Genomic DNA, 18,029 nt, shown 5'->3' on the forward strand with positions numbered 1-18,029 from the left:
GGCCTGGACCCCGGCTGGACCCCGGAAGCCAACCCGAAATCCCGCGGCATCGGCCCAAAAGCAAAGGGGAGAGCGGGCCTTCCAGCGCACTCTCCCCATCTTGCCTTCGGGATAGCATGGATCTGTTGCAAATGTCGAAGGGAAAAGTGTTGCAACACATTGGAGTCACTGCGCATTCAGCCGCGCAGCGATCTTGGTCAGCGCCAGTTGCCAGCGACGCCACGCCGTCGTGCGGTCGCAGCCCAGCTCCCCGCTGATCTGCTTCCACGGCACACGGGCTGCGCGCGACCAGACCAGCTTGCGCTCCGCCTCCTCGATCCAGAGCACCCAGTCGAAGGTCTGCTCGAGCCGGGTGATCGCGGCGGCCGTGGGCCGAACCCGCATCGGCTGCGGCTCCATCGCCGCGATCTCGCGGCTGGTCCGAAGGATGTCGGGCCAGGTATTGAAGTAGCCCTGCGCCTTCACCGGCGGCAGCTTGCGCAGGGTGCGGAACGCCTCCTCGAAATGATCGGCGACGCAGTCGGCGGTCCATGCGCGATCAGCCATGGCGCGCCTCCTTCGTCGCAAGACGCGGACCGTACAATTTCTCGCCCAGCTGGCGGACCAGTTCACGCTCGGGCCAGGTGAGGCGGTCGTCATCGGCGGAGACCGCGAGGACGCCCTGTTCCCGCCAGCCCTCGCGCTTGACCTGCTCGGGATCGCGGCGCCGGCCGCCGTAGCCCGGGGGATGAAAGCGCATGGTCTTCATCGCTGCACCTCCGGCATCAGAGAGGCGTAGCCGATGACATCGACGAGACTGTCGCGATGTGCCGGGTCGTGGGTGAGCCGAACCATCTTCAGGTCGATCATGCAGAGCACGACCTCGGCGGGCGTGACGGAGCGGCCGAGCGTCAGGCTCCAGCGGGCCGCAATGGCTCGCAGGGAGGTGGTTGCCGGGCCATAGGTTCCGGCGCGTGCCTCCAGCACATGAGCCGCCTGGTCGAGGATCGCAGGGCGGGTCATGCCAGGCCCCCCTTCGTCTCGATTGCCCAGAGCAGGAGCGCGATTGCGTCGGCCTCGTTGTCGTCGGCCGGGCGAAAGCCGCGGGCGCGGACGGCGGCGACCATGGCGGCCTTGTCGGCGTTGCCCTTGCCCGAGGCGTGGCGCTTGATCGTGCCGACCGGGACGCCCTCGTAGGGCACGCCGCGCAGCTCGGCCCATGCAGTCAGGGTGGCCATGAGCCCGCCGTAGATGTGGCTCGCGTCGGTGCCCGCGTGGCGCCGGACTTCCTCGGACCAGATGGCGGCGATTGGTCCGGACAGACGGTCGATCTCGGTCAGCCAGTTGGTGAAGCGCAGGTAGCGCATGCCGCCGCCGTCGAAGCGGCCCGGGCGCAGCGAGACGATGCCGCTGGTGATCAGACCGTCATGGCCGCGGATCGCCCAGCCGGTCGAAGTGCCGAGGTCGAGCGCGAGGATGCAGCGGCTCGCTCCTTCAACGCCTTGAAGACCGAGGGCAGCGGTGACGGGTGTGACGGATGTGACGGATAGTTCCTTATCCGCTCCACAGGCGCGCGCATGCGCGCGCGTGACGGTCTTATAGGTATGATCCGTCACATCCGTCACACAGTCTGATTTCATTGGCATTTTCCTATTCTCCCAAGAATCCTATTCTCCCAAGAAAAGGTCAGAGTTGCTGTCATTGAGGGCGATGCCGCGGAAGCCCTTGGCGGCGCGGGTGTTGTGGCGCTCGAACCCGCGTACGATCAGCGCCTCCGAAAAGCGCTTGACCGAGCCCGCGAACTCGCCGTTCGCCTCGGCCCACGCCTTCCAGTCGGCGAACATCGCGGAGGTGCTTGCGCTGAGGTGTGGGCCGACGGAGCAGCGCTCGTCGATCCAGCGACCGACGGCGTCCTCGGCCTCGAAGTAATCCTCGGTCGCGGCCATCACGGCGGGCGGAGGGCGCAGCCCTGTCCGCTGCCACTCGATGCAGCCCTCGAGCGCCCACGCAAGGATCCCGTTGCGTTCGGCCAGCAGCCTGTCCGCCAGGTGCTTGTCGCGCCGTGCGGGCGGGATGGTGACGGTGAAAGGCACCATGTGCAGGCGCCGCTTCATCGCCTCGTCGACGTTGCGGATCGAGGGCTTGTGGTTGCCGACCACCAGCAAGCTTGAACTGCGGGATGAACTCGAAGAAATCCTGCCGCATGAAGCGGGCCGTGATCTTGTCGCCCCCGGTCAGCGCCTTGAGTTTGCTCTCGGCCCAGCGGCTGCCCTGTTCCGTTTCGATGGACGTGACGATGCGCGCGCCGCGCAGGCCCGCAATGTCGGTCGGGTGACGATCACCCTGCGTGGCCATGAACATGTCCATCGGCGCGACGGTAGCGTAGTCGCCGAGGATGGCGGTCAGGGTGTTGGCGAAAACGGATTTCCCGTTTGCGCCGGTACCGTAGAGAAAGAACAGCGCGTGCTCGGTGGTCACGCCCGTCAGGCAGTAGCCCGCCATGCGCTGCAGGTAGGATTGCAATTCGCCATCCCCGCCCGTGACGGTCTCGAGAAAGCCGAGCCAAACCGGACAGGCGTCTGCGACCGATGCCCCGGCAATACGAGTCATGAAGAGGCCGGGGTCGTGCAGCAGCGACGCGCCACTACGCAGGTCGACCACTCCGCCGGGCGTGTTCAATAGCCATGGATTGCGATCCCACGGCTCGGTCGTGGTTGCGTGGCGCCGGTCGGAACGGGCAAGCCGCTCCACGGCGGAGACGGTCGCGGCGCTTGAAAGCTTCGCCTTAAGCCGTGCAGACCCGGCGCGCGAAGCCGCCTCGCGGCAGATCATCCGGGCCAGATCGAAGGCCTGAAGCGTCTCCTCGCGCCGCCAGAGCTTGCCCGACCAGGTCAGCCATTGCCCCCAGCCCGCAACGTAGCGCCATGTCCCGGCATGTCGGGCTGCGAAGGTTGCGGCGAGCGCATCCTCGGTGAAGCGCACCGGCACTGGCCCATCATGCCCCGCGTCAGCAGGGCCGCCATCGCGAACGTCATCCTCGTCATCGATCTCGCCGTTGCGGGCGGCGTCGCGTTTCCAGAGGCGTTCGGCTTCCTCGCGCAGCCGGGCCTCCGGCCAGGGAGGGGCAACGCGGGCCGTGTTGTAGGAGACGATTTCCTCCCACGCCTGTTCGCGCGGCACGTGGCCTTCGCGGGCACGGCGGATCCAGTAGCCGATAACGCGCGACAGTGCGTCGAACCGGGTCATGCCATCCACGCCGCCTTCGCGAACCTGGCGGCCGAACAGCTCGGTTACACTGCCGCGCTCTGTGGCGGCCATGTTGAAGTCGAGCCCGTTCTCGCCTTCGAGCGGCGGCATCGCGATGATCGCCTCGAGCAGCTCGCCAAGGTCGTGATCGCGAGGATCGTGGTTCAAGATCTGCACCAGCCGCCGAAGACCCTGCTTGGCGTGGATCGATCCCGCCACGCGGATCGGCTGGTGCGCGGACCGGAACAAAGAGTCGCCGCCGACCTTCGCGGCGATCATGTGCCGGGCGCGGCAGACCGTGGCGATGTCCTCGCCTTCGGCGGGCTCGGTCAGACGCCAGTAGAGGTGCAGCTTGCGCTGGCCCTCGGCGGTGACACCACCGGACGCGACCTCGAGGGTCGGGCATCCGAGGTGCTGCACGAGATGATCGCGCTTTGCGCCGATGTCACCATTGTCGAGATCGACAAGCACCACCTGCGTCTGGACGATGCTCTCGGCCCGTGCGTCGCCTGGGGCAGCGACTGTGCCGGGCGCAACGAACAGGGCCATTCCGGCGTCGCTCGCCCATTGCGCCTGCAGCGCGAGTTTCGCGGCGAGCGTGGCGTCCGCTTCGATGAAGGGCACATGCGGCGGGCCATCGCCCGCGCCCTTCTCGGCCAGCGCACGGACCGGAACCCAGCCTTCGCAATAGCCGAACACGACATCGGCGTAGATCGCGATCATTTCAGCGTCGGGCGCGACGTCGTCGGGCGCGATGGTGTCGGATGGGCCTGTCATGCCCAGCACCGTTCCCGCCACGCACAGAAGCGGCATTCGAAGTGGTCGGGGTCGGCCGTGTGGCGGGGAAGAAGTTCACCCGCATCGCAGGCGCGCAGGATCGTAACCGCCTTGTCGCTGGCGGACTGGGCGAGTGCGGCATCGAACGGCACGAGTTCGTGCCAGATCTCGCACGTGTCCTTGTTGATCGCCGTGAAGAACGCGGGCGCCTCGGTCAGGCCTAGATACCCCTGATAGAGCGCGATCTGCGCGGCGTAGACCGGCTTGGCCTTCCCGACGCCGTGCTTCGCGATCTCGCGCCAGTTCTTGGCGTTCGCCGATTTGCACTCCCAGAGCGCCGGAACCGCCATGCCGTTCGGCGCGGCGACGACCACCCCGTCGGCATGGCCCTGCACACGTCCGCCCACGACCGAAAAGCCGAATTGATCGCCAAGGCGATTGCGCGTGCGAAGGTCGAACCCGGCCTTGCGCAGCCAGGCGATGGCCAGGTCCTCGAGAACATGCCCGAGCGCGAAGATCCGGAGGGACTTGCCCGAGAACCCGGCGCCCTGGTCCTTTGGCGTCTTCAGGTATTCGTATTGCAGCCTGCGCTGGCAGATGTCGCCCAGCCGACTGCCCCCGAGATAGTCGCGCTGGGGACGTTCGGCCTGTTCCGCGACAAGGGCGGTGTCGATGCAGGCATTGACGGCGTCCGCGAAACTCGGCGGCTTCTCCCGATGGTTGAAGTCGAACGGGGCGTCCATCAGAACGGCACCTCCAGATGGGTCCGGGGCGCGCGGGTCTGCATCGCCTCCTGGAAGCCGTCGACTGCGGCCGTCGCGAGCGCGAGCGCCTGTGCCTCGCTCAGCTCGGCGAACCGCGTCGTCCATCCGATCTCGGCCATGAGTTCGGCCATGGTGCGGAGGGCGGCGCGCAGGGCTGCCTGTTCGCGTTCGTCGGGATCGATCATACGCCGACCCCGAGGGTGGGCACTGGCGTGCGGGACAGCGTGATGGCGCGGCGCGCCGGTTCGATGCTGGTCATGGGAGAGCTCCGGGTGCTCTCCTCACCTACCGTCGGAGCGTTGCGACTGTCGGATGGCTTCGCGAGAACACTTGGCGAACGAATGCTTGTAAGACAGGGGCTCTGTCGATAGCCTGAAGTTCCCCCGATTCATCCTGGAGCCGAGTCGCGCATGGCGTCATTCAACCCAAGAAGTTTCACGAGTCCCGACCGGCTCAAGAGCATTTCGCCCAAGCATCTCCTGAAGTTCTTTGCGACTTGGTCTGGTTATCTCTCCGACCGTGGCTTTGCACTTCCCGCCGAAGCCGATGACAATTTCCCGTATGACGAACTTGCTGCCGTCTTGATGAAGCCGGACGACAAGGTGCCGCCCGAAATGGTGGATGCCCTATTCTACGTGCATGAAACAGCGACCAAGGAAACGGCCGAGGAACTGATCGAAGCGGCCGAACAGGCCGGATTGACAATTGAAAAGGGAGAAGAGCCGTCAGATGCAGACATTGCCCTTCAGATCTGGCTCCAGAAGCCAGACCTTTTGCGTCGGCAGCATGCCGAGACAGTAGCCTTCACACGGTCCCGCTTCATCTATTTCGCTGGACGCAGCAGCAAGCATCGACCGGCACCGGACCCGAGCGGCGAGCAGACAGGGGCCATGCAGGAACGCATGGATGAGTGGTTCGACCGGAAGCGCCGCGGCAAAGGAGCGCGCGTTTTCGCCTTTCCTCGTGGAACGAAGACTTGGTTCATGATCCGCCACGGTGAACCGATGCGCCGTGAAGGGCGCCACCAGGACGACGGTGGTTCTGGTATCGCGTACTACAGGCCCCAGAAGCATGACGTCGTCATCTATGACGGCGAGTCCGACGAGCTGGCCGTCAATGCAGGCACAAAGGGCGAGACAGAACTCTACTTGCGTACATTCGGGGCCGTTATCTTTGATGACGAGGACTACTTCGACCGATCGAACCGTTTCACCCTCGAACCCTTGCTTGAGAAGGGTGAGAAATCGCTGGACAACGACACGGTCCCCGAAATCGTCAAGGTGCGCCTGATCGAGATCGAACGCTTCTGGGGTGGCAAGGCCAAGGAAAAGGAGGTGCGCAAGGCGAACGACCTCTTCATGGCCTGGGGCGACGATTGGGAGCGGCGCCTTGCTGGCGGTTCCATCGACCGGGCAGTCTTCAAGGTCAAGTTCGATGGGGACGGCAAGGAGCGGACGGTAGCCATTCTCCCGCCCAGCTTGGCACGCTACGACCGCGACGCTGACAGCGATCTTATCGACCGCTGGCTCAAGGATCAGGGCTTCTGCCGCCCCAACGCCGGAGATGATGAAGATGACGTCGGCGTTCTGGAGGACGATTGAGCGCGTTCCCGGTCATGCGACCGACACGCACGACTGGAAGACCGACCTTACAGATTGCTGGGCCCTGGTCGAACACTACCTCCCTGCAACCTCCAAGTACGCAGAACGCATCGAATGTCCTTGGCCTGGCGGGGAACATTGCCCGCGCCACGTCGTGCGACATGCCGGGGGCACGGTTCGTGCCATCTGCAGCGATCCGGGGCGTCTCTGCGAAACGCTCGACATAAATCGCGACGATATCCGTATCCGGGAACTCGACCGCCGCAGGCTTTTCGCGGACATTGCCGAGGCGCTTGGTCTCGTCACGTCCGCTGGGCTTCCACGCAAGGCGGTCCTCCTGCACATCGGAGATTATGCTATCGCGGCTGGCCGGAGTTTCCCGGTCTTCGGAGCGCTCACGAGTCCGCGCGCGCCGCTTGGCCGGGCAGACGTCCTCGACCTCGATCGGCGCAAGCTGCCATTCGTCCTGTTGGTGACGTCGCTCGGCGCGATTGACCCGGACGTTTCGGCGTTCATTGCGGCCCGGCAAGGGCGTGTTCTGACGTGGGCCGAATGCCTCGACTTCCCGCTCGCACCGCGCAAGGGGTTCGTCGTCACCATGCCGCTTGTCGATCTCTTCGCCCGCGAGATCGCGGCACTGACTGACGCGGGTGGCGTCGTCCAGGCCCCCGTGATGACTCTGCCGGCGAATGCCCGCTGGGCCGATCTGCGCTTCGCGTTCCGCGATGAGGCAGTCCTTAATGTCAGCTACCTCGGGCAACCACCGGTCCGCATTGAACCGGACCAGATCGGCATGCGCGACGAGCGGAACGGCAAACCGAACCGCCAGTGGCGGCTGCTCCTCGTTTGCGCTGCGCTCGGCGGCGTATTGCCCCGGTCTTTTCCAGTTTCCACCATCAAGGGGCACCGCCCGACGAGCGATATCGTGCGCATTCTAGGGCAGTTTCAGCGCGGTTACGAAAAACAGCGTCAGCTTCTCGCCGCCGCACTGCGCGGTCGGTTCGGGATTGACGAAGACCCATTCTCAGACGCTGACGATTGTTTCGAGGCACGGTTCTTGGTTGATGCAAGCAGTCTGAAGCAAGGCCGATCTGACCAGCGCGAACGAAAATTCGCCGACGGCGACTGACCCTTTCAGAACTTTTTTCTCCTCATCCAACCCCATGAAACCATTTGGTTTCGTGGGGTTTTCGTTCGCCGATCATGCTGATTCCGAGGCCCTCCAACGAATTTTCGCCGGTCCCGGTCACTCGGGCCGCGTGCCCGTCCACCTGGACGAAGGCGAAACTTCATGAAGCGTTTCCACCCCATTTGCGACGCGCGCTCGCGCGTCTCCCGCAACATCACCATCCGGGCCGAGCGGCTGGCGCGGTCGGGTTCGGTCCCCTGCATGGACGCCGAGGATATCAAGCAGGACCTGCGTCTGCACCTTTATCGCAGGGATGCCAAGTTCGACCCCTCGCGCGGTCGGTACGACACCTTCGCAGACCGCGTTCTGGCGAACCGGATCGCCACGCTGGCCGCGCCGAGCGAACGCCTGCGGGCTGAACTGGCGTGGGTCGACTTCGACACCCCGTCCGAGGGTCGCGGCGATGAAGAGACGCTGCCGCTCGCGGAGACCCTGCCTGACAGTGTGGCGCTGCACGCCGCCGTCGCGCGTGCACCGGACGAGGCCTTCGGGCTGGTTCGCGATGTCCGGCGCCTTCTCGCAGGGCTGACACCGACCTGCAGGGATGTTGCGCTGGCGCTGATCGACATGTCGCCGACGGAAGCGGCGGAAGCCCTCGGGATCCATCGAAGCACCGTCTACGCCCGGCTCGGCACGATCCGGCAAGCCGCCGAGGCCCTTGATCTCGCGGCATATCTCGGCGCCGCCCCGACAGTTTCGGAGTCCCGCCGGTAGGTGACAACAGGATCGGCGATGACTCGGTCCGCCAGTTTCATGCCGGGCCCTCGGAGGAATGCAACGCCCCCACGCGGGGAAACACTCCGACCGCAAGCTCCAGGGCGGCGTCAGGCCCGGCAGCAGTCTTCCCGACGATCCCTGGACACCAACCGACGACAACACGGAGCACACCCATGTTCACGACATCCCCCCTGAAACGCCTGCGCCAGTCGAGCTGGATGGAGGCGATCCCCGACACGATCGATGTGCCGGCCCTGTCCGACAGGCCGAACCGCGCGGTGCCGATCGAGCGCGCCACCGTGGACGACATCGAGTTCGCGCTTGTCGCCCTGGCGCGGCAGCAATCCGAGCTCTACCGGCTGGCCGGCGCGCTCGGCGACGTGCTGAAGATGGCGCGCCGTCAGGGCGCCTGTGGCGCGGACATCGCCATTTCGGCCGCTGTGCGGGATCTGGAGGGCGGCAAGTGAGCGCCCCCTTCGGCAGCGGGCCGCTCCGCATCATCACGGCCGACGAACGCCTGCGCGAGGCGCGCGGCATCAAGGGGGTGCTCACGGGCACCTCCGGCATCGGCAAGACCACGCAGCTGCTGACCCTCGATCCGCAGCGAACGCTGTTTCTGAACCTCGAGGCGGGCGAGTTGGCCGTTCAGGGCTGGCCCGGCGACGAGATCCGCATCCGCGACTGGGATGTCGCCCGCGATCTCGCCGCCTGGATCGGCGGCGCCAACCCGGCCATGCGGGACGACCAGTCCTACGGGCTCGGGCACTTCGCGCGGGTCTGCGCGTCGTTCGGACCGGCAAGCCAGCTGGACAAGTACGACACGGTCTTCGTCGACAGCATCTCGGTTGCCTCCCGCATCTGTCTGCAGTGGTGCAAGGGCCAGCCGCAGGCGCAGTCCGACCGCACCGGAAAGGCGGACCTGCGCGCAACCTACGGATTGCTCGGCCAGGAGATGATCGGCTGGCTGACGCACCTGCAGCACACGCCCGCCAAGAACATCTGGCTTGTCGGCCTCCTCGACAGGAAGCTGGACGACTTCGGCAAGCCCTACTTCTCGATGCAGATCGAAGGGTCCAAGACCGGACTGGAGCTCCCCGGAATCGTTGATGAAGTCATCACACTGACCGAGCTGCGCCCTGAGAAGGGCGAGCCGTTCCGTGCCTTCGTCTGCACCACGATCAACGACTTCGGCCTGCCTGCGAAGGATCGCAACGGGCGGTTGTCGATGATCGAGCCCGCCCATCTCGGGCGGCTCATGGCGAAGATCCGGGGACCGCGCCCCGATGGCGCTGCGCGCCTGAACTTCGATCTGCCCGCGGGCGTCATCGCGCCCAATTCCCCGACGACGAAAGGAGTATGACCATGGCGAGCGACATGGATTTCAACGGCGCGGACACGCAGGACGCAGCCCTCGACCTCATTCCCGCCAACACGCTGGCGAAGGTCCGCCTGACCATCCGCCCCGGTGGAGCAGGCCCCGAAGGCTGGCTGACCCAGAGCAAGACCAGCACCGCCCTTTACCTCAACACTGAGGCGGTCGTTATGGAGGGGCCCTTCGCGCGGCGTCGCATCTACACGCGCATCGGCTTCCGCGGGAAGGCGGCAGGCGGGCCGGGCGACGATACCTACGGCAACCGTGGGCGGGCCATGATCCGCGGCATCCTCGAATCCGCGCGCGGCGTGCGCGCCGACGACCAGTTGAACGCCGCCCGCGCCGCGCGGACGATCCGCAGCCTCGGCGAGTTGAGCGGGCTGGAGTTCGTGGCGCGCATCGGCATCGAACGCGACAAGGACAAGCCCGAGGACACCGGGCGCAACGTTATCAAGGCCGCACTCGGTGCTGAACACGCTGAATATGCGCGTCTGATGGGTGGTGTGCCCCAACTGCCGCAGCAAAGTCAGTTCATCGCGGCGTCGACCCAGTTCGGGACGGGTAGCGTGGCGCAGTCGGGCACCCCCTCGTCCGGCAACGCGCCCTTCTGGGCGCGCTGAGGGGGACGCCGCCATGATCCCTCGCGACTATCAGAGGGCGGCGGTCGACGCTGCCCGCGACCGCACCGCCGTCCATGGCAACACCATGCTTGTGCTGCCCACCGGGGCGGGAAAGACGGCGATCACCGGTTTCTACATCGGCGAGGAACTGGAGAACCGCAGACACGACCGCGTCCTGGTCCTGCAGCACACCGACGAGTTGATCGACCAGAACCGGAACACCATCGGCACTGTCACCGGACTGGCCACCTCGGTGGTCAAGGCCGAGCAGGACGACTGGGGCGGCCGCATCGTCTTCGGCAGCGTCCAGACCCTGGCGCGCGCCAACCGGCGCGAGCGGATGGCGCCGGTCTCGCATCTCGTCATCGACGAATGTCAACGCTCCGCGGCGCAAAGCTATCAGTCCATCATCGACGAGGCCCGGGCGCTCAATCCGGAGATCAAGCTGCTCGGGCTCTCGGCCACGCCGGGTCGCGGCGATGGCCGCAGCCTGCGCCGCACCTTCAGCAATGTCGGCTATCATCTGAAGATCGGTACACTGATCGGTCGCGGTCTCCTGGTGCCACCGCGCACCTATACCATCGATCTCGGCGTCGAGGACGAACTGGCCGGGCTGGAGGCAACTGCGGGCGAATTCGACATGCGCGCCGCCGACAAGGTGCTGAACCGCTCGGTATTGAACGAGGCCGTCGTCGAACACTGGCAGGCAAAGGCGGCGGACCGGCGCACCATCTTCTTCTGCGCGACGGTCGACCATGCCGATGCGGTGGCCGAGGCCTTCCGTAAAGCTGGAGTGACGGCCGAGACGATCTCGGGCGAGATGCCATCGCGGACGCGCGCCGACCTCATCGCCCGGTTCGACCGGGGCGAGGTGCAGGTGCTGACGAACTGCATGGTCCTGACCGAAGGGTTCGACAGCCAGCCCGTCGGCTGCATCGGCATCCTGCGCCCCATGCTGCACAAGGGCACCTTCATCCAGGCAGTCGGTCGCGGCCTGCGGCGGGTCGATCCCGCGCGTTTTCCCGGCATTGTGAAAACCGACTGCGTCGTGCTCGACTTCGCGGGCGCGGCGCTCCGGCACGTGTCGCTCGAACAGGAAATCAGCCTCGACGAGGACGATCCTGAGCCCGGCCAGGCACCGTGGAAACTGTGCCCGACCTGTGAGGCCGAATTGCCGCTTGGCGCATCGGTCTGTGATTTCTGCGGTCACGTCTTCACGCGGGAACGTGCAGAGGCTCGACTGCTGACCGCCTTCGACATGATGGAGATCGACCTGCTGGAACGGTCCCCGTTCGCTTGGGTAGCGCTGCATGGCGACGGCCAGGCGATGATGGCGAGCGGGTTCAATGGCTGGGCCGGGGTGTTCCATGATGGCGCGCTCTGGCACGCGCTCGGGCAGCCGAAAGGCAGGGCGATCCGGCCGCTCGCCATCGGCACCCGGGTGGAGGCGCTCGCAGCAGCAGACGATTTCCTGCGCGCCACCGAGACGGGGACCGCCTCGATCAAGAGCCGTCGCTGGCTGAACGACCCGGCGACAATGAAACAGATGGACCTGCTGCAGCGCGCGGGGCACAAGGCCAACGGGCTGGATTTCAGCCTGTCGAAATACGCCGCCAACTGCCATCTGAACTTCCTCTGGAACCGCGGTGCGATCATCGCCGCCGTTCTTGGCCGGGTGGAGCGGTCGGCCGCATGAAACGCCCGAACCCGCTCGCTCCCGACCAGATGACTCCCGCCGAGCGCCGCACTGAGTTGTGCGGCCTGCTGGCCCTCGGGCTGGTTCGGTTGCGGATGCGGGATGGGAGCGAAGTATCTGACGATACTGGAGAACGTTGCCTACACTATCCGCCCGACCAATGCCGTCATGCAACTCCAACTCACCGGAGAAATGCATGAACAAGCCCGATCCCATCCCCGCGCGCTTGGCCGCGCTCAAGACCACGCCGACGCCCGACCTGAAGAAACAGTGGAGAGACCTGTTCGACAGCGAGCCGCCACCGTTCAACCGCCGCTATCTCGAAAGCCGCATCGCTTATCGCATCCAGGAACTCGCCTATGGCGGGCTGAAGCCGGAGACGATCCGGCGCCTTGAGCGGCTGGGCGAGGAACTCGACGGCGGCGACCGGAAGAAGAGCCGGATCCGCGCCGACGCCATGCCCATAGTCGGCACCCGGCTTATCCGCGAGTGGCAGGGCGTCGAGTACGTCGTGACCGTCACCGCAGATGGTTTCGAATGGCAGGGGCGGCCCTACAAGTCGCTGTCGGCCATCGCCCGCGCCATAACCGGCACGCGTTGGAACGGGTGGACCTTCTTCGGGCTGAAGAACCACAGGGGGCGGACATGACGAAACCCGTCGTCCGCAAGCTCCGCTGCGCGGTCTACACCCGGAAATCCTCCGAGGAAGGGCTGGAGCAGGAGTTCAACTCGCTCCACGCCCAGCGCGAGGCATGCGAAGCCTACATCGCCAGCCAACGCTCCGAGGGCTGGGTGCTGGTCCGCGACCAGTATGACGACGGCGGCATCTCCGGCGGCACGCTGGAACGTCCCGGATTGAAGAGGCTGCTGGAGGACATCGAGGACGGTTTGGTCGACGTTGTGGTGGTCTACAAGATCGACCGACTGTCGCGGTCACTGGCCGACTTCGCCAAGCTGGTCGAGGTGTTCGACCGGAACGGCGTGACCTTCGTCTCGGTGACGCAGTCGTTCAACACCACCACCTCCATGGGACGGCTGACGCTGAACATCCTGCTGTCCTTCGCCCAGTTCGAGCGGGAAGTCACCGCCGAACGCATCCGCGACAAGGTCGCCGCCAGCCGGAAGAAGGGCATGTGGATGGGCGGGGTGCCGCCCTACGGCTACCGCGTCGAGAGCCGGAAGCTGGTCATCGACGAGGAGCACGCCGAGCACGTGCGCTGGATCTTCGCCCGTTTCCTCGAGATCGGCTCCTGCACGGAACTGGCGCGGGAGGTTGGCACGCGCGGCATCCGCACACCGCGCGGCAACCGGATCGACAAGAAGTACCTCTACCGGATGCTGTCGAACCGGGCGTACATCGGCGAGGCGGTCCACAAGGGCGAGAGCTATCCCGGAGAGCACGACGCGATCATCGACCGTGAGACATGGGACCGCGTCCACGCCATCCTGCGGGAGAGCCCCCGGAAGCGGGCCGCGCGCACCCGCGCCGAGACGCCGGCTCTGCTGAAGGGGCTGCTGTTCGGGCCCGATGGCGCCGCGTTCTCCCCGACGCACACCCGGAAGGGTGGCAAACTCTATCGCTACTACGTCAGCCAGACGGTGCTGAAGCACGGCGCTGGATCTTGCCCTGCGGAGCGCATGCCCGCGGGCGAGATCGAGGCGGCAGTCCTCGACCAGCTACGCGCCGTATTCCGCCAGCCCGAGATCGTGGCGGGGACATGGAAGGCGGCGCACGACCACGCCGACGACATCACCGAGGCCGACGCACGCGCGGCCTTGCAGCAGCTCGACCCGCTGTGGGATGAACTGTTCCCCGCCGAGCAGGCGCGAATCGTGGCGCTGCTGGTCGAGCGCGTCGACATCGGCACCGGGGGGCTCGACATCCGGCTGCGGGTGGATGGCCTGCAAAGTCTTGCGCGCGAGATGATGGCAGGCGGCATGGGAGCGGCCGCATGAAACCTGCCGCCACACGCGACACCATCACGCTGCACGTCCCCTTCCGCCTGGTCAAGCGCGGCGGGCGCAAGGAGGTGCAACTGCCCGACGGCGCGCCGGTTCAGCGGCGGACCGACAACACGCTGGTCAAGGCGCTGGCCCGTGCGTTCCGCTGGAAACGGATGCTGGAATCGGACCAGTTCGCCACCATCAACGAACTGGCAGAACATGAAGGAATCGCGGCGCCGTTCCTGACGCGAACCATGCGGTTGGCGCACTTGGCCCCGGAAATCGTCGAGGCCATTCTCGACGGTCGCCAGCCCCGAGTGCTGACCCTGGAACAGATGCGAAAGCCGTTGCCCCTCGATTGGGCGGAGCAGAAAGACCTGCTGTTGCAGTCGGATCATCAAGCCCGGCGACCCGGAAAACAGGGGATCCACGGCAGCAACCGGAAATGCTAGCGTAACGAAAAAGGGGCAGGCATGAGCATTGTTTTCACTGTTGGATACGAAGGCACGGACATCGATCGCTTTGTTCGGACCCTGAAGGCAGCCGGGGTGCAGCAACTGGCGGACGTGCGCGCAGTGGCAGTATCCCGAAAGCCTGGATTCTCGAAAAACAAGCTGGCCGCCAAACTCGCCGAAGAAGGGATCGAATACCTCCACTTCGTCGCCCTCGGCGACCCGAAGCCCGGTCGTGATGCCGCGCGAGCGGGCGATTTCGACGGCTTCAGGGAGATCTACGGCGCTCACATCCTCACAACCGAAGCGCAGGATGCCTTGCGGAGCTTGACCGAAGCGGTCCAGGGTGCGCCAACCTGTCTGATGTGTTTCGAGCGCGACCCTGCAACCTGCCATCGCACCATTGTCGCCCGCGAAGTGTCCGAAGCCCTCGACTTTGATATTTTTAACCTTTTTGCCGACGATCCTGAACGCTATGTCCGTCACGCTGCAAAGTTGCCGCGTTTCCATCCTTGTGAAAGCGTTACCGCAGCGTAGCGCCAAACACGGGGAAACGGTCTGTTGCGCCGGGGTCACGTACGACGGCGAATTCAAGCGTCTGTTCCCGATCCGGTTTCGGCATCTGTCCGGCGACAGTTCTTTCAAGCGGTGGGACTGGGTCAGCTTCAAATACCGACGACCGACACGGGACCGTCGGCCGGAAAGCTGCCGTGTCATGGAAGACACATCAGGATCGAAGGCAAGATGCCGCGCAAGGATCGCGCGCCTTTCCTGAACCGGCTCGTATCCGGCTCGGCGGCTGCTGCGGCCGCCGAGGGCAAGTCGCTGGCTTTGGTCCGGCCGCGCAACCCGCATTTCTTCTACAAGGCCAAGAGTCCGGAGCAGATCGAGAAGGAACGACAAACCTACGCCGAGGCCGCGCGCCAGGGCTCCTTCTTCGATGACGAATTGAAGGCGCTGGAGCCGAGCCCATACGAGTTCCGGTTCAAGTTCGAAGATGACGCCGGTGCCCACGATTACGCCAACGGCGACTGGGAAGCCCATGCGATGTTCTTCAACGGGCGCCGCCGGGAGGGATCGGACCAGGCCGCGCTGGAGTGGATGAGCCGGACGTTCAACGAAGAGTATCGCGAGCGCGGCATGCTGTTCTGTCTCGGCAACGTGGCAAGCCGGCCGCAGACCTGGCAATTGCTCGGGGTCTTGCGGGTCGACGATACCGGGCAGCAGGCACTGTTCTGACGTCCAGCCCGAAAGGGATGCCACGGCTGGCCCGGATTGACCGCCCCTGATCGCCTTTCGCGGGTATTCGGTTTGCGAACGCCCCCGTGCGCGGCTTAGTCTGGCGCCATAAAAGGCGGGAATGTCAGCCCAAATTCCGGAGCGCCGACCGACCGCCGCCAGCAGAGAGACAGTGAGACAGATGACACCCGCCATCCGCGCGATCCACGATTTCACGCGTGCAACACCCGCAGAACCCCACGCGCGGAGGGCGAATTCCGACCACCAAGAGGTTTCCACGTGTCGCGACTGACCGACCTGATCGCACGGGCCAAGGCGAAGGACCCCGCGCTCGGCGACGAGCTGGAACGCGAATTCAGGGCGCTGGCCTCGCGCCGCGCCTTCGGGCTCAATTTCGAGCGCCACCGCCCCGAAAGCGTGGAGCTTCCCGGCCGGCCGATCCGGCGGGGCGACAAGGTGCGCATCCTTCCCCCGCGCGGCTCCACGAAAAAGGGCGATCCGCGCCTTTGGCGGGTGCTGCGCATCGAGGAGGATGGCGCACGCCCCACCGCGCATCTGGCGCCGCTGGACGGGGCCGAGCCCGAGGCGGCCACGGCGCCGGTCGAAGACCTGGTCGTGATGGCCGAGTTTCGCGACTACATCTATCCCGGCCTTGTCAGCACCGGCCGGGTGGCGCGCGGCGGCGACAAGCCCTTTCACAGCGTGATCAACGGCGAGAACTTCCATGTGCTCGAGGCGCTGACCTTCACCCATCGCGGCCGCATCGACGCGATCTATATCGACCCGCCCTACAACACCGGGGCGCGGGACTGGAAATACAACAACGACTATGTCGAGGCCGAAGACCTCTATCGCCATTCCAAGTGGCTGGCCTTCATGGAGCGGCGGCTGAAGGTGGCGAAGGAGCTTCTGAACCCCGAAAACTCGGTCCTGATCGTGACCATCGACGAGAAGGAATATCTGCGCCTGGGGCTGCTGCTGGAACAGACGTTTCCGGAGGCGGATGTCGAAATGGTAACCAGCGTAATCAGCGCAAAAGGCGCGGTGAGACCGGGGCGGTTCTCACGGGTCGAAGAGCATATCTTTTTCGTTTTCATTGGGTCAGCGAAGATCAATTGGTGGGTCAGTAATATGCTCCCTTCCGGCCCGGAGGATGAAATTTCTGAAAGGGACGCAGGGCCCAAGCCGATCCAATGGCTACTACTTCGCAGGCGAGAGCCTACGAGCATTCGTAGCGCGCGTCCTAATCAATTCTACCCAATCTTTGTAAATAGCTCAGACGGAACAATACGCTCTATAGGGGATCCCATTCCCCCAGAAACCGATCGGCATTCTGTTGACTCTCCCGAAGGCACAACGGCGCTGTGGCCAATCAAACCAGATGGAACTGAAATGCTTTGGGGTCTCACACCGGAGGTTCTCCGCCGGAATCTCGAAAAGGGCTACGTTCGGATAAACAACTGGGAACCGAAAAATAAAACCGGATCAGTCCAGTATCTCCAAAAAGGCACTATTGAAAAAATCGAATCTGGTGAGATTGTCATTACGGGTTACGCCGATGATGGATCTGTTCAGGGTCATACAGCCCCGGGAGTGCTACAAGGAAAGTCTCCAAAGAGAATCTGGAACATGCGCTCCCACAATGCGGAGACTGGTGGGACAAACCTTCTGTCGGCGCTGCTCCCCAAGCGCCGGTTCCCCTTTCCCAAATCCCTCTACGCGGTCGAAGACGCCCTGCGCTTCTTCGTCGCTGACAAGCCCGAGGCGATCATTCTCGATTTCTTCGCCGGCTCCGGCACCACGGCGCATGCGGTGATGCGGCTCAACCGGCAGGATGGCGGGCGGCGGCAATGCATCTCGGTCACCAACAACGAGGTCGCCGCCGACGAACAGAAGGCGCTGCGCCAGGACGGCCTGCGCCCCGGCGATCCGGACTGGGAGAAATGGGGCATCTGCGAATACATCACAAAGCCCCGCATCGAGGCCGCGATCACCGGCCGCACGCCCGAGGGCGCGCCGATCAAGGGCGACTACAAGTTCACCGACGAATTCCCCATGGCCGAGGGCTTCGAGGAGAACGCCGAATTCTTCACGCTGACCTATGAAAGCCCCGTGGCGGTGCATCACAACCTGGCCTTCCAGCGCATCGCGCCCTTGCTGTGGCTGCGCGCGGGCGCCCGCGGCCGGCGCATCGACACACTGCCCGAACAGGGCTGGGAGGTGGCCGATACCTACGGTCTGCTCATCGATCTCGACCGCGCGGCGGAATTCTGCGCCGCGGTCGAGGCGGCCGAGGGGGTGAAGATCGCCTATGTCGTCACCGATGACGACCGGCGCTTTCAGTCCGTCGCGCGGCGGCTGCCGGCAGAGGTGGAGCCGATCCGGCTCTACGAGGCCTATCTTTCCAATTTCCGCTTTTCGATGGGGCGCTGA

The 18,029-nt window shown here is 65.1% G+C and carries 20 protein-coding genes and 1 pseudogene; 13 read left to right on the forward strand and 8 right to left on the reverse strand.

From position 1 onward, the window contains the following. Window positions 1-165: 165 nt before the first annotated feature. The 8 genes and pseudogenes from EDC22_RS02995 to EDC22_RS03025 all read right to left on the reverse strand — a co-directional run bounded on the left by EDC22_RS02995 (window position 166) and on the right by EDC22_RS03025 (window position 4,951). The gene (locus EDC22_RS02995; protein WP_132805149.1) at window positions 166-546 is read right to left on the reverse strand and encodes a DUF6362 family protein; all 381 of its coding nucleotides are present in this window, start codon (window positions 544-546) and stop codon (window positions 166-168) included. Further along, window positions 539-748 (reverse strand): hypothetical protein, encoded by a 210-nt coding sequence (locus tag EDC22_RS03000; RefSeq protein ID WP_245499603.1) that lies wholly within the window; start codon window positions 746-748, stop codon window positions 539-541. Before EDC22_RS03000 ends, EDC22_RS02995 begins: the two co-directional genes overlap by 8 nt. Next, complete coding sequence (locus tag EDC22_RS03005; RefSeq protein ID WP_132805150.1) at window positions 745-1,002, reverse strand: DUF6378 domain-containing protein; 258 nt, start codon at window positions 1,000-1,002, stop codon at window positions 745-747. The genes EDC22_RS03000 and EDC22_RS03005 overlap by 4 nt, the downstream gene beginning before the upstream one ends. After that, window positions 999-1,619 carry a hypothetical protein gene (locus EDC22_RS03010; protein WP_425385504.1) on the reverse strand — a complete coding sequence of 207 codons (621 nt, stop codon included), beginning with the start codon at window positions 1,617-1,619 and terminating at the stop codon, window positions 999-1,001. The genes EDC22_RS03005 and EDC22_RS03010 overlap by 4 nt, the downstream gene beginning before the upstream one ends. Window positions 1,620-1,646: 27 nt before the next feature. Beyond that, entirely contained in the window at window positions 1,647-2,093 is a 447-nt protein-coding gene (locus EDC22_RS18275; RefSeq protein ID WP_425385512.1) for a hypothetical protein, read from the reverse strand. Between the two features lie 61 nt (window positions 2,094-2,154). Beyond that, a pseudogene (locus EDC22_RS03015) lies at window positions 2,155-4,038 on the reverse strand (phage/plasmid primase, P4 family); the annotation flags it as partial. Then, window positions 3,999-4,745 carry a hypothetical protein gene (locus EDC22_RS03020; protein ID WP_132805151.1) on the reverse strand — a complete coding sequence of 249 codons (747 nt, stop codon included), beginning with the start codon at window positions 4,743-4,745 and terminating at the stop codon, window positions 3,999-4,001. The pseudogene EDC22_RS03015 and the gene EDC22_RS03020, both read right to left, overlap by 40 nt. Then, window positions 4,745-4,951 carry a DUF6511 domain-containing protein gene (locus tag EDC22_RS03025; protein WP_132805152.1) on the reverse strand — a complete coding sequence of 69 codons (207 nt, stop codon included), beginning with the start codon at window positions 4,949-4,951 and terminating at the stop codon, window positions 4,745-4,747. Before EDC22_RS03025 ends, EDC22_RS03020 begins: the two co-directional genes overlap by 1 nt. Before the next feature lie 225 nt (window positions 4,952-5,176). On the opposite strand from EDC22_RS03025, the gene EDC22_RS03030 reads away from it, so the two are divergent. The 13 genes from EDC22_RS03030 to EDC22_RS03095 all read left to right on the forward strand — a co-directional run bounded on the left by EDC22_RS03030 (window position 5,177) and on the right by EDC22_RS03095 (window position 18,029). After that, window positions 5,177-6,367 (forward strand): hypothetical protein, encoded by a 1,191-nt coding sequence (locus tag EDC22_RS03030; protein ID WP_132805153.1) that lies wholly within the window; start codon window positions 5,177-5,179, stop codon window positions 6,365-6,367. After that, window positions 6,339-7,496 (forward strand): hypothetical protein, encoded by a 1,158-nt coding sequence (locus tag EDC22_RS03035; RefSeq protein WP_132805154.1) that lies wholly within the window; start codon window positions 6,339-6,341, stop codon window positions 7,494-7,496. The genes EDC22_RS03030 and EDC22_RS03035 overlap by 29 nt, the downstream gene beginning before the upstream one ends. Window positions 7,497-7,658: 162 nt before the next feature. Continuing rightward, a complete protein-coding gene (locus EDC22_RS03040) occupies window positions 7,659-8,270 on the forward strand; it encodes a helix-turn-helix domain-containing protein (RefSeq protein WP_132805155.1) in 612 nt (203 codons plus the stop codon). Between the two features lie 176 nt (window positions 8,271-8,446). Then, on the forward strand, window positions 8,447-8,740 hold the full coding sequence (locus EDC22_RS03045) for a hypothetical protein (protein WP_132805156.1): 294 nt from the start codon (window positions 8,447-8,449) through the stop codon (window positions 8,738-8,740). After that, window positions 8,737-9,633 carry an ATP-binding protein gene (locus EDC22_RS03050; protein ID WP_132805157.1) on the forward strand — a complete coding sequence of 299 codons (897 nt, stop codon included), beginning with the start codon at window positions 8,737-8,739 and terminating at the stop codon, window positions 9,631-9,633. Before EDC22_RS03045 ends, EDC22_RS03050 begins: the two co-directional genes overlap by 4 nt. A 2-nt stretch (window positions 9,634-9,635) precedes the next feature. After that, window positions 9,636-10,265 carry a hypothetical protein gene (locus EDC22_RS03055; RefSeq protein WP_132805158.1) on the forward strand — a complete coding sequence of 210 codons (630 nt, stop codon included), beginning with the start codon at window positions 9,636-9,638 and terminating at the stop codon, window positions 10,263-10,265. Between the two features lie 13 nt (window positions 10,266-10,278). Next, the gene (locus EDC22_RS03060) at window positions 10,279-11,961 is read left to right on the forward strand and encodes a DEAD/DEAH box helicase (protein WP_132805159.1); all 1,683 of its coding nucleotides are present in this window, start codon (window positions 10,279-10,281) and stop codon (window positions 11,959-11,961) included. 196 nt (window positions 11,962-12,157) lie between these two features. Further along, window positions 12,158-12,610, forward strand: a complete 453-nt coding sequence (locus EDC22_RS03070) for a DUF2924 domain-containing protein (protein WP_132805161.1) — start codon at window positions 12,158-12,160, stop codon at window positions 12,608-12,610. Beyond that, the gene (locus tag EDC22_RS03075; RefSeq protein ID WP_132805162.1) at window positions 12,607-13,917 is read left to right on the forward strand and encodes a recombinase family protein; all 1,311 of its coding nucleotides are present in this window, start codon (window positions 12,607-12,609) and stop codon (window positions 13,915-13,917) included. The genes EDC22_RS03070 and EDC22_RS03075 overlap by 4 nt, the downstream gene beginning before the upstream one ends. Beyond that, on the forward strand, window positions 13,914-14,357 hold the full coding sequence (locus tag EDC22_RS03080; protein WP_132805163.1) for a hypothetical protein: 444 nt from the start codon (window positions 13,914-13,916) through the stop codon (window positions 14,355-14,357). The genes EDC22_RS03075 and EDC22_RS03080 overlap by 4 nt, the downstream gene beginning before the upstream one ends. 21 nt (window positions 14,358-14,378) lie before the next feature. Continuing rightward, the gene (locus EDC22_RS03085; protein ID WP_132805164.1) at window positions 14,379-14,894 is read left to right on the forward strand and encodes a DUF488 domain-containing protein; all 516 of its coding nucleotides are present in this window, start codon (window positions 14,379-14,381) and stop codon (window positions 14,892-14,894) included. A gap of 207 nt (window positions 14,895-15,101) precedes the next feature. Further along, complete coding sequence (locus EDC22_RS03090) at window positions 15,102-15,596, forward strand: hypothetical protein (RefSeq protein ID WP_245499604.1); 495 nt, start codon at window positions 15,102-15,104, stop codon at window positions 15,594-15,596. A gap of 279 nt (window positions 15,597-15,875) precedes the next feature. Next, window positions 15,876-18,029 (forward strand): site-specific DNA-methyltransferase, encoded by a 2,154-nt coding sequence (locus EDC22_RS03095; RefSeq protein WP_132805165.1) that lies wholly within the window; start codon window positions 15,876-15,878, stop codon window positions 18,027-18,029.

Source organism: Tepidamorphus gemmatus, assembly GCF_004346195.1.
Classification (GTDB): domain Bacteria; phylum Pseudomonadota; class Alphaproteobacteria; order Rhizobiales; family Tepidamorphaceae; genus Tepidamorphus; species Tepidamorphus gemmatus.